The sequence below is a fragment of the Arthrobacter sp. Hb9-2 genome, assembly GCF_059091165.1.
In genome coordinates, this window is record NZ_JBNHGJ010000018.1 from 80,843 (window position 1) to 92,374 (window position 11,532).

11 protein-coding genes are annotated in these 11,532 nt (G+C 61.8%); 10 read left to right on the forward strand and 1 reads right to left on the reverse strand.

Annotation, left to right across the window (positions count from 1 at the left end):
* The first annotated feature begins 39 nt into the window (after positions 1-39).
* The 9 genes from AC5RV1_RS11915 (at position 40) to AC5RV1_RS11955 (ending at position 9,031) form a co-directional block, all read left to right on the forward strand.
* On the forward strand, positions 40-1,164 hold the full coding sequence (locus AC5RV1_RS11915; RefSeq protein ID WP_493994689.1) for an FAD-dependent oxidoreductase: 1,125 nt from the start codon (positions 40-42) through the stop codon (positions 1,162-1,164).
* Positions 1,161-2,240 carry an amidohydrolase family protein gene (locus AC5RV1_RS11920; RefSeq protein WP_493994690.1) on the forward strand — a complete coding sequence of 360 codons (1,080 nt, stop codon included), beginning with the start codon at positions 1,161-1,163 and terminating at the stop codon, positions 2,238-2,240. Before AC5RV1_RS11915 ends, AC5RV1_RS11920 begins: the two co-directional genes overlap by 4 nt.
* 11 nt (positions 2,241-2,251) lie before the next feature.
* On the forward strand, positions 2,252-3,256 hold the full coding sequence (locus tag AC5RV1_RS11925; protein WP_493994691.1) for a fumarylacetoacetate hydrolase family protein: 1,005 nt from the start codon (positions 2,252-2,254) through the stop codon (positions 3,254-3,256).
* Between the two features lie 47 nt (positions 3,257-3,303).
* Positions 3,304-4,068 carry an IclR family transcriptional regulator gene (locus AC5RV1_RS11930; RefSeq protein ID WP_493994692.1) on the forward strand — a complete coding sequence of 255 codons (765 nt, stop codon included), beginning with the start codon at positions 3,304-3,306 and terminating at the stop codon, positions 4,066-4,068.
* 98 nt (positions 4,069-4,166) lie between these two features.
* The gene (locus AC5RV1_RS11935; RefSeq protein WP_493994693.1) at positions 4,167-5,132 is read left to right on the forward strand and encodes a PDR/VanB family oxidoreductase; all 966 of its coding nucleotides are present in this window, start codon (positions 4,167-4,169) and stop codon (positions 5,130-5,132) included.
* Positions 5,133-5,158: 26 nt separating this feature from the next.
* On the forward strand, positions 5,159-6,367 hold the full coding sequence (locus AC5RV1_RS11940; RefSeq protein WP_493994694.1) for a cytochrome P450: 1,209 nt from the start codon (positions 5,159-5,161) through the stop codon (positions 6,365-6,367).
* Positions 6,368-6,482: 115 nt separating this feature from the next.
* Positions 6,483-7,817, forward strand: a complete 1,335-nt coding sequence (locus AC5RV1_RS11945; protein WP_493994695.1) for an MFS transporter — start codon at positions 6,483-6,485, stop codon at positions 7,815-7,817.
* Between the two features lie 183 nt (positions 7,818-8,000).
* The gene (locus tag AC5RV1_RS11950; RefSeq protein ID WP_493994696.1) at positions 8,001-8,210 is read left to right on the forward strand and encodes a dodecin; all 210 of its coding nucleotides are present in this window, start codon (positions 8,001-8,003) and stop codon (positions 8,208-8,210) included.
* 425 nt (positions 8,211-8,635) lie between these two features.
* Positions 8,636-9,031 (forward strand): NUDIX domain-containing protein, encoded by a 396-nt coding sequence (locus tag AC5RV1_RS11955; protein ID WP_493994697.1) that lies wholly within the window; start codon positions 8,636-8,638, stop codon positions 9,029-9,031.
* Between the two features lie 42 nt (positions 9,032-9,073).
* Here AC5RV1_RS11955 and AC5RV1_RS11960 read toward each other — a convergent pair whose 3' ends face one another.
* Positions 9,074-9,994 (reverse strand): PaaX family transcriptional regulator, encoded by a 921-nt coding sequence (locus AC5RV1_RS11960; RefSeq protein WP_493994698.1) that lies wholly within the window; start codon positions 9,992-9,994, stop codon positions 9,074-9,076.
* Positions 9,995-10,435: 441 nt separating this feature from the next.
* Between AC5RV1_RS11960 and AC5RV1_RS11965 the strand changes: the two genes are divergently transcribed.
* Positions 10,436-11,173: an SDR family NAD(P)-dependent oxidoreductase gene (locus tag AC5RV1_RS11965; protein WP_493994699.1), complete on the forward strand. Its 738-nt coding sequence runs from the start codon at positions 10,436-10,438 to the stop codon at positions 11,171-11,173.
* The last annotated feature ends 359 nt before the right edge of the window (positions 11,174-11,532 follow it).

The window sequence follows — 11,532 nt, forward strand, 5'->3', positions numbered from 1 at the left end:
ACCACCAGCAGTTACGCCGTCAATACAAAGGAGTCAGCGATGGCAGCAGTACAGAACGTCGGAATCGTCGGGGCCGGAGCCGCGGGACTGACCGCAGCCATCCTCCTAGCCGACGCCGGAATCCAGGTGGAAATCCTCGAAAAGGCGGAAGCACCGCAGACCCTTGGATCCGGAATCACCCTGCAGGGCAACGCCCTCCGGGTCCTCCGCCAGCTCGGGGTGTGGGAGCAGGTCGAGGCGAAAGGCTACGCGTTCAGCACCCTCGGCCTGCGCGCCCCGAATCCCGAAGGCAGTGTCATCGCCGTAATGGACGACATGCGCACCGGTGGCGAGGACCTGCCCGCCACCCTGGGCATGTACCGCCCCGACCTCACAGCGATCCTCCGCGAACGCGCCGAGCAGGCAGGCGCCCGCATCAGCTACGGCAAGACGGTCACCGGCATAACGGACGACAGCGGATCAGTCACCGTCAGTACCGCCGACGGCGGCAGCGCCACCTACGACCTCCTCATCGGCGCCGACGGACTGCACTCCGCAGTCCGCCAGGCCATCGGCATCGAGGTTGAACCCCAGTCCACGGGCATGGGCATCTGGCGTGCCTTCGTGGAGCGCCCCGAGGAAGTGGTCCGCACGGACCTCACCTACGGCGGCCCCTGCTTCATCGCCGGCTACTGCCCCACCGGCCCTGACACCATATACGCCTACCTGGTGGAGAAGGCACAGGAGCGCAAGCACGAGGACGGCCCCCGCATTATGGCTGAACTCGCCGCGGCCTACGGCGGCCCCTGGAACGAGATCCGGGAGAACCTGGACCACAGTGCCCGCATCAACTACACCTGGTTCACCACGCACCTCGTGGACGAGCCTTGGAACCGCGGCCGCAGCGTCATCATCGGCGACGCCGCACACAGCTGCCCGCCCACGATTGCGCAGGGTGCTGCCATGGCCATGGAGGATGCGGCTGTGCTGGCCGAACTCCTGATCAGTGCCGACGACGTTACCGAGACGCTCTGGAAAGAATTCACCGACCGCCGCCTGGACAGGGCAAAGGCAGTTGTCGACGCGTCCGTGCAGTTGGGCCAGTGGATGCTCGACGGCGTCCGGGATGCCAACGTGCCCGGCCTCATGCATTCAATCTCCAGCCTGGTGAAGGAACCCGCATGAGCGCCCGCACGCCCGAACCGGGAAACCCCACCGTTGACGTCCACGCCCACATCCTGTTTCCGGCCCTTCAGCAGCTTGTGGCGGAGGCGGATCCTGCGGGCTTCAGTGCACAGCAGGCCTTGGAAGTGCAGCGCAACGGCCTGGAATCGATGGCGGCATCGGGCCGGATGATCAAGGAGCGCTGGCCGCAGCTGACGGACCTGGACCGCCGGCTTGCCGACATGGATGCGCAAGGCGTGGACGTGCAGCTGGTCTCCCCGTCGCCGTCGCACTTCTATTACTTTGCCGGCGAAGAGCTGGCCCTGCAGGTAGGGAAGGCCGCCAACCAGGCGGTCCGGGAGTTTGTGGACCGGGCCCCTGAGCGGCTCAACGGCCTGGGCCTGGTCCCGCTCCAACACCCCGCCCTGATGGTGGAAGCCCTGGAGCACGCTGTACTGGAGTGCGGGCTGCTCGGCGTCGAAATCGGCTCGTATGCCGCCACCCCGGATGATCCGGAACGCAGCACAGTCGAACTCTCCGACCCCCGGCTGGAACCGTTCTGGAACCGGGCCGAGGAGCTGGGCGCCCTGGTGTTCCTGCACCCCTTCGGCTGCTCACTGGATGAACGGCTGGACCGCTTCTACCTTGCAAACACGGTGTCACAGCCCGCGGAGAACGCGGTGGCACTGTCCCACCTGATCTTCAGCGGCGTCCTGGACCGGCACCCTGAGCTGAAAGTGCTGGCGGCGCACGGAGGCGGCTACCTGCCCACGAAGCTTGGCCGCTCCGATCACGCGTGGAAGGTCCGGCCTGAGGCACACGGCTGCGCCCAGCCGCCGTTGTCCTACCTGAAAAAGCTGTACTTCGATTCCCTGGTGCACAGCGCCGCGGAACTACGGTCGCTCGTCGCCGCGGCGGGTCCGGAGCAGGTGCTGCTCGGCTCGGACTACCCCTTCGATATGGGTTCCGACCTCCCGGTAAACGAGGTCCAGGCTGCCGGACTCCCGGCCGACGACGAGGCTCAGGTTTTGGGCGGCAACGCACGCAGCCTGGGGATCACCGCGGCGGCCGTTTTAGCCGCCCGACCCAACACTTAAGGAACACTCACATGGTGAAGATTGCCCGTTGGAATCACGACGGCGGGACGCAGTCCGGCTTTGTGGACGGCGGAAACTGCTACGCCCTACCCGCCGGCCATTCCGTGCAGACGCTGCTCGACGCCGGACTCGACGACACCCTGCGCGTTGCCCGGGAGACCCTAGGTTCAGCCCCTCCCGTTCCGTTGGCGGAGGTGCAGCTGCTCGCCCCACTGGAGCCCGCCACCATCCGGGACTTCGTCGCGTTCGAGGAACATGTCGAAGGGGTGCGGAAGAGCATCGACGGCGTGGCGGGTGTGGTTCCCGAATGGTACGAGGCGCCCACCTTCTACTTCACGAACCCGCACACGGTGACCGGCACCGGCGAGGTGATTAGTATTCCGGCGGGCTGCGAGGACCTGGACTTTGAAACGGAAGTGGCCGCCGTCGTCGGCCGCGTCCCCGGGAGTGACGGCCGGAACCTGACCGCCGAGGAGGCGCACCGGCACATCTTCGGCTACACCGTGCTCAACGACTGGTCCGCCAGGGACCTGCAGCGCCGCGAGATGAAAGTCAGCCTCGGCCCGTGCAAAGGCAAGGACTTCGCCAACACCCTGGGGCCCTGGATTGTCACCGCGGATAAGTTCGAAGACCGGCACGACGCCGAGGGGTTCCTGCCGATCTCCATGGCCGTGGAGGTCAACGGGGAGCCCATTGGGCAGGACCTGCTGTCCAATATGGGGTGGCCGTTCGCCGAACTCGTCGCCTACGCCTCACAGGACTCAGTGGTTCGCCCCGGCGACGTCCTGGGCTCCGGGACCTGTGGTAGCGGCTGCCTCGCAGAACTCTGGGGGCGCAATGGTTCAAAGACTCCTCCGCCGTTGAAAACCGGCGATGTGGTTCGGATGACAGTGGAAGGCATCGGGACCATCGAGAACACCGTGGGCGCCCGTCGCGAAGCCGTGACCCGCGTGGCGGCCCGCGTCCGCCCCAGGATCCGGGACCTCACCGAATCGAGCACGGGTTCCTATATTTAGATACCATCGCAGCGTGCTTCCCGCCCACCTTCGAAGATGGTACTGAAGTGACCCGCACACAAGGGGGAGAGTCGGTGCTCTCCCGCGCCGTCCGTATCATTGAGGCCTTCGGGCCTGGCGATACCTCCCTGACCGTGACCGAAATTTCGCGCCGGTCCGGGCTGCACATCGCGACCGCGTCACGCCTCGTGGAAGAGCTAAGAACCTTTGGCTGGCTTGAGCGGGACGAGGACCGCAAGGTGCGAATCGGGGTCCGCATGTGGGAGGCAGTCTCCCGCGCGTCACCTACCATGGGCCTGCGGGAAGCTGCCATGCCGGTTATGGAGGACCTGCACGCCATCATTGGCCAGCACATTCAGTTGGGCGTGATGGAGGGCGACGATGTTCTTTTCGTGGAGCGTCTGACCGCGCCTGGGGCTGTCGTAAACTACACCCGCGTTGCCGGCCGGCTTCCCCTTCATGCGTCCTCCTCCGGGCTGCTTCTCCTGGCCTACGCCCCGCCGGCGCAGCAGGAACGAATCATTGCGCAAACCCTCGAGATATTCACTAAGTGGACGATTAGTACCCCCTCACAGCTGCGGGCTGCCCTTGCCGAGGTCCGCCAGCAAGGGTATGCATTCCTGGCCGGCCACATACACCCCGATGCCACCGGCATTGCAGTGCCGGTCCGAAACCCCGCGGGCAAGGTAGAAGCTGCGTTGGGAATTGTTGTCCCAAATGATGTCAGCGCCCGCTCCCGGATCGCCGTTCTTCAAGCCGCATCCTCTGCTGTTTCCCGGGCAATGGCGTATCCGGTGCCCCGGATCCCATAGCTCGCAGAAAAACGTTCTCACTCATTGAGAGCGGCGTGGTGGCGTAAGTCACTTTCAAGCGAATCTTAGGGGAGAACAAAGCGAGCAAAGGAGCCGACATGTTCGAAAAGAAATCTGTTGCAGACTCCCATGTAAAACTGACAGTGACGGCAAAGACCCGTGTTTCGAGCGACGTAGTGTCACTGACCTTGGCCCATCCCGAAGGCCGCCGGTTGCCTGACTGGACACCTGGATCGCATGTTGATGTGGTCCTGCCCTCGGGCATCACCCGGCAGTACTCCCTCTGCGGCGACCGATGGGATGCCTACAGCTACCGCATCGCGGTTTTGCACGAGCGCTCGGGGCGCGGGGGATCGGCGTACATCCACGAACAACTCACCGTGGGAACGATGGTCGCTCTGGGGGGACCGAGGAACAATTTCCGGCTGGTACCTTCCGAAAAATACCTGTTCGTCGCTGGCGGCATCGGTATTACCCCGATGCTTCCCATGATCCAGCAGGCAGACATGCTGGGTGCGGACTGGAAACTCTTGTACCTAGGCAGGTCGCGGAGCAGCATGGCGTTCCTCGATGAGCTGTCCGGCTATGGGGACCGGGTCTTGGTCCTGCCCAAAGAGGAATCAGGCCCATGTCCGCTCGAAGACTTCATCAGCGGTCCCGCCACGGATACCAAGGTCTACGCATGCGGTCCACAACGGCTGCTCGCCGCCGTCGAACGGCACTGCGGTGACTGGCCCGCTGGGCTCTTGCGCCTGGAACACTTCGCCGCCAAAGCCCACGGCGCCCCTGCACGCGACACCCCATTCGAGGTGGAGCTTGCCCAAACCGGCCTGTCCGTGACAGTTCCGCCCTCGGTGAGCATCCTCGAAGCCCTCGGAGACGCAGGCGTCAGCGTTCTAACCTCCTGCCGCGAAGGAACGTGCGGAACGTGCGAGGTCAACGTACTGGCCGGGAAACCCGACCATCGTGACTCCATTCTCGACGACGCGGACCGGGCCGCCGGTCACTGCATGTTTCCCTGCGTCTCACGCTCCTGCACTGACCGCCTCGTTCTTGACCTCTAACCCGGCTTACACCCGAAGGACCGACAATGACCGTCCAACTCACCACATCCAATGCGCCTGTCAGTGACGGCGACCCGTTCAGTTACGACGTTCTTGAGGATCCGCTCCCATTCCAAGCTGATCTTCGGGCTGCCGGACCTGTGGTTTACCTGGAAAAATATGACGTCTACGCAATGGGCCGCTACAAGGAAGTGCACGCCGCGCTAACGGACTGGCAAACCTTCCAGTCCGCAGCAGGTGTCGGCCTAAGCAACTTCCGATACGAAAAGCCGTGGCGGCCACCGAGCCTGCTCCTGGAGGCAGACCCCCCGCACCACGACGCACCCCGGGCCGTACTGAGCAAGATCCTCGGCCCCCGCGAAATCCGCAAACTAGGGGACGCATGGGCCCACGACGCCGAAACCCTTGTGGAGGACCTGCTCTCGAGAGGCACCCAATTCGACGCCGTCACCGACCTGGCCACGGCGTTTCCGCTTCGCGTCTTTCCAGACGCAGTAGGCATACCCCGCAGCGGCCGGGAAAACCTCCTACCCTATGGGGACCACGTCTTTAACGCCTTCGGCCCGCCGAACGAGCTGGTTGCAAAAGGCGCACCGCGCGTCGCTGAGCTCACAGCCTCAATAGCAGCACAATGCGCCAGAAACGTACTAACCCCGGATGGATTCGGCGCCCAGATATGGGCGGCTGCGGACAGGGGAGACATCACCTCGGCCCAAGCGCCTCTGATTGTCCGGTCGCTTCTCACCGCCGGGGTGGACACGACCGTCAACGGTTTGGCCGCCGTCCTCTACGCGTTCGCGACCAACCCAGACCAGTGGAAGCGACTGCGTGACAACCCAGCCCTCTCGCGTACCGCCTTCGACGAGGCAGTTCGCCTTGAATCACCCGTTCAGACGTTCTTCCGGACCACCACCCGGGACATCGAAATGGGCGGCACACTCATCCCCGAGGGCAAAAAGATACTCATGTTCCTAGGCTCGGCAAACCGGGATCCGCGGCGGTGGGACAACCCTGACCATTTCGACCTTGGCCGGGACCCCTCCGGGCACGTCGGGTTCGGATTCGGCATCCACCAATGCGTGGGACAGCACATCGCCCGACTCGAGGCGTCCACCCTCCTCACAGCCCTCGCCAAGCGAATCTCAACCATCGAAATCAGTGGCGAAGCACGCAGGCACCACAACAACACTCTGCGGGCGTGGGAATCCTTGCCCGTCCGGGTCCAACTGGCCTGAACAACCTTCCGGCCATAGAAACCTTCGACCCCCACAAGTTCACTCAACGCCTTGACCAGGCAGCGGCGCCGTGGCAGCTGCCGGGTCAGTGCACCCAATTTACGAGGACGTAAAGATGGACATACTCAAGGAAGTCCGCACATCTCCGATGAGCCGACTCCAAATCCGCGCCGTCGCTGTTGCGATAGCGCTGATGCTCATCGATGGCATGGATGTCGCGGTCGCCGCATACGCCGCACCGGCGCTGTCAAAGAGCTGGAGCCTGGACCCCGTTACTTTAGGGTTCCTCCTAAGTTCAGGCCTCGTCGGAATGGCAGCCGGATCGCTTTTCCTCACACCTTTCTCGGACAAGATCGGTCGGCGCCCAATGATGCTGGTCGCACTGGTTCTGGTTAGCGCAGGAATGGTCCTATCGGTCTTCGCCGGCGACGTCGTGCAACTGATGGCCTTCCGGGTCCTGGCCGGACTCGGTATCGGAGGCATGATCGCGAACTTGAACGTCTTTGTCTCCGAGTACTCATCGGACAAGCGAAGGGGCAGTATCTTCGGGCTCTACACTGCCGGGTTCGCCATCGGTGCAACCCTCGGCGGTTTCATCGCAGGACCCCTAATTCCGCAGTTCGGCTGGCGATCGGTGTTCGCCATCGGTGCGGCCGCCAGCGTGCTGATGCTCGCCGTGACATGGCGGTACCTGCCAGAATCCCTCGATTACCTCATCACCAAACGACCACACAACGCATTGTCCAGGCTGAATGTCATCCTCGCCCAAATGGGCCGAAGCGCGCTGGAAAAACTTCCCGAGTTGTCCCAGAACCAGCAGACACAGCACGGCATCAAGACCCTACTGACCGGACGTATGGCAGCCCAGTCTCTCTTGCTTTGGCTAGGTTACGGCCTAATGATTGCCGCCTACTACTTCGCGAGCACCTGGACCCCGAAACTCATCGCCACCTCCTCGGGGGACGACAGCCTGGGCGTAACGATGGGCCTCGTCGTGAACTTCGGCGGCATCATAGGCTGCTTCATCTTCAGCGCCCTGGCTATCTTTCTTCGCAGCCGTCACCTGCTGCTTGGGTCACTCCTGGCCTCCGCGCTGATCTACGTCATCTTCGGGATGGCCTTCAACCAGACCTCAGTGGCCATCATCATCGGCGCCATTCTCGGCGTGGTTACATCAGCGAACGTCGCCGGGTTCTACGCCACCACACCGGCACTTTTCCCGGCCGAGCTCCGCGGAACAGGGATCGGCTGGATGGTCGGCATCGGGCGGCTGGTCTCAATCGTTTCACCCATTCTGGTGGGTTACCTCCTGGCCGGCGGCTGGAAGGCCGAAAACATCTTCATGCTCTTCGGCGTCCCCCTGATCGTGTCCGCGTTGGCCATGGCCGCAGTGTGGTCTCTCTATGCCAGGGAAAAGTCCTTTGGCCCCGCACTCGCCAAGGTCTCCTGACCTTCATAAGATCCGAAGCGACGCACAGCAGCTGCGTTGCCAGATAGGCGGCTGTCTTCCGTCGAGCACAATGCGGCAGGCCCTAGGTTCTCGTAACGGCCGTAAGGAAATTGTCATGCGTCAATGGTTCCACTAGTCTTCGAAGCAATCAGAGCCGTGGTTTAAGAAGTTAAAGGAGCGGGCATGTCCGATCACACGTACAGCATTTCCGAAATTGTTGGCACGTCCCCGGACGGTGTCGACGCAGCAGTCCGAAGTGGGATCAGTGAGGCTTCCAAGTCCTTGAGGAACCTCGATTGGTTCGAGGTCAAAGAGATCCGTGGTCACTTGAAGGATGGCGCTGTCGCAGACTGGCAGGTGACCATGAAGCTCGGGTTCCGGCTGGAACGCTAAACTGCGGCCGCCGTCGGCTGCTGGGCACCAAGCGGCAAACGGCGCCCGGCACGCCCTGTCAAGCCCCGAAGCAAGAAGATTGCGTCTTCTTGACCACCGGCGTACTAGTGATATATTTAACGTGATGTGACGCATACCACTGCCGCTCGGTGCTACCGAAGCCGGCCCCCGTGTCGTCAACCTCCGCAGCCTGAGCCGCTTCGGTACCATCGGGCCAAAAGATCTCGTTGGGGCAGGAAACATTTGTCCGTGGGCCGTGCAAGGGCCTATGCCTCTTGCGCGGCCCAGCGGACGACGCCGTCTCCCGGTATGTCTGCTGACGCCCACCGATGTGAGGTCCCCAATTGCCGAACGTTTCACCCACTCCTGACCCTGAACTCCGTCGAGCCGTAGCAGCGCGGACCCTAAAGGTGCCACGGATCGTCGTGGCTGTCGTTCTCGAGTGCCAGGGAGACATTGCGCTGTTCCGACGAAGCCAACAACTTAACCACGACAGGGGGCTGTGGCACTGCATAACAGGCTTTGTGGAGCAGGGAACTTCCCCGGAAAAGCAGGCTGCTCAGGAGGTACTTGAGGAAGCGGGGCTGGCTTCCTCACACCTGATCAACTTCCGCGCAGGACCGTCCCTCGAGCTCATGGACCAATTGGGCAACCCATGGCGAGTTCACACTTTCGCAGCAGAAGCATCAGATTCCGCACTGACAATCAACTGGGAACACGATGCATACCGCTGGCTCGCACCGTCCGATATAGCAGGACTGACACATCGTGTGAGCTGGCTGGACCGAGTGCTCGAAGCCACCGGGCACCGAAGCGGTTGACTCAGAGGTCTTCCGGCGTCGACGCCCTTGCCTGCCTGTGGCTCATGTCGCATCCTCCACTACGGTCACCACATCGGAGAAGGGCTTACCGGCAGACATCACGGAGTCAAAGTAGTTGAAAGCCCGCTGCGCTAGCGATCGAACGATCGCGAAGTAGGCGTCTACCGCTTCCGGTCGCGCGCCCGGATCGGGCATCATTGCGCTAGGCAGGTCTGGGCACTCGAGCAGCCGATAGTCGTGAATCAGCATCGTTCTTGCGACAAACACTTCTCTGTCACTCATCTTCTCGCAGGAATCAGCAACATCCCGATAGTGCTTTGCGAAGGCGCGGTAGCGTTGGCACAGTGCGTCCAGATCCCATGCTCGCCGAATGATGGCTGACAGCCCAGGGAGTTCTGCCATCCTGCCGATGAGAACGCTCGCGTGTTCCCGTACGTCGAATTCGTCAAACAACTGTTCAAGTTCCGCCTCGCGATCATGCTGCGAAATCCACAGACCGTCCTGGACCGGCCCAAATCCGAGGAATCGAAGCCGCCGGGCAAGGCGCGTGCGTTCCAATCGCTTCGTTAACGGGATGTCATGCCACAGCATGGTCCAGGTGTCGGGAGCTACCTTCGGAGTCTCGGCCCACTCCATACGCCGGTCACCTTCATCAAGAATGCTTCCGAGCGCATCGGTAATCCGGTAATGGATAAGGCGGCCGCTCCGTTCCCGTTCAAGCATGCCGTTTTGAACCATCCGGGATAGTGCGGCTCGGGCGGCACCAACTGTAAAGCCCGCGTCAACCAGAAGCCCGACAAAGCCTCCCGACCAGATTGTCTGGCGGCGGTTCCTTACGTAACCACCCAGTAGCGTCATGGCGAGCTGCTGCGGTTGAAGCACTTCTGAATGGAATCCCCCGTTGGTCGGCACGCTGAAATCTAGCTCACTCTGCTTCCCGACTCGCTGTGGATCGGTTTTCACCTTCGTCTTTATGATCTCCTCGCACCTCCTCTTTACTTTCTAGTGTCGCTCGGTGGAAGCACGGGCTCGTCGACGCCTATGTCCAAGCCGGCACAAACAGCCGAAAAAGTGGGACCATCCATAGTTGACACTGTTAGCGAGGTCATGCGTAGATTGTCTCATGCGGATGTCACCCGCGTTAGAGGATTGCGGTGAAAAGTTACTGAACATCCGGATGGCAGGGGACTTTACTTCTGCCGCTGACCACGCCCGTATCAGCGCAGGACTGGACGAGCAATTACTCCCAGCCCTTGAGTATCAAGATCGGCGCCCCGGTTGCAGTTAGGCGGGACGCTCGATCGCCGGCCTAACAGGGCCTGCCATTCGGCAGGAAACCCTGGGGAGGACGGGTCCTCACAAAATCATTGAGTTTCAGACGACAACACACGAAGGAAGTTAAACATGACGACGGGACCCACTATCGCTGTAACCGGCGCGGCCAATGGCATCGGAGCGGCAACTGCCCAACTTCTAGTCAAGGACGGCTACACCGTAGTCGGACTGGACCTCGAACCCATCGACCTGGACGGCGTGTACGGTTACAAGTTCGATGTCACGGACATTGATGGGCACAAGGCTTTGCTCGATGAAATTGAGGCGAAGCACGGGCACATCCAAGGGCTGGCGAACGTTGCCGGAGCCTACAGCTACACCTCACTTGCCGACCTCACCATCGAAAAATTCCGCAAACAGCTGGCAGTCTTCCTCGAAGGGGCGATATTCCTCGCCCGCGAAGCAGGTCTTCGCATGGCTGAACGGAAGTCAGGTCGCATCGTCAATGTCAGCTCTACAGGAGCCACTCAGGCGATGCCTGCTTCTTTCGCTTACGTAGCCGGAAAAGGCGGCCTGGATGCAGCAACTCGCGCCCTTGCGCTGGAGCTCGCCCCTAGTAATGTCCTGGTCAACATCGTTGCTCCCGGGTTCGTCAAAACCCGCATGTCCAACGACCCCGACACCGGCGTCAATGAAGCCGACACCCCCTACTTCCGCGACCTGGTGGAACACGGCCACCTGCCGATCGGCCGCACATCCAACCCGGATGAGATCGCTGGCCCCATTGCCTTCCTCCTATCAGATCGCAACACCTACATCAGCGGCACGACCCTGGTCGTTGACGGCGGCTTGACCACCGCCCTTTAGTCCGGGGGCCGATGCGTATTCTCACTCTGCTTTGTCGCATCGGCCTCCTGCTTTCATCCCGCGGACTGGGCCCCCGCCTTAATCCCCTGCCGCTAGTGAGGCGCACTACGTTGCGTACTCATGACGGACGTCACTAAAGTGATACACTTGCCAAGGGTGGCCACTCCATTGAGGCACAAGCTGAATTAGGAGCCTTGGTCTAACGCGAACTCGTCGCAGCTTGACGCTTTCCTGTCGCTGCATCAGCCAAAACCTAAACGACGTATTGCTTTTGGAAGGACATCTAGAATGACAAAGACCATCGATACCGGGGTGTTTATCCCTGTGGGCAAGAACGGGTGGATTCATTCGGTCAACAC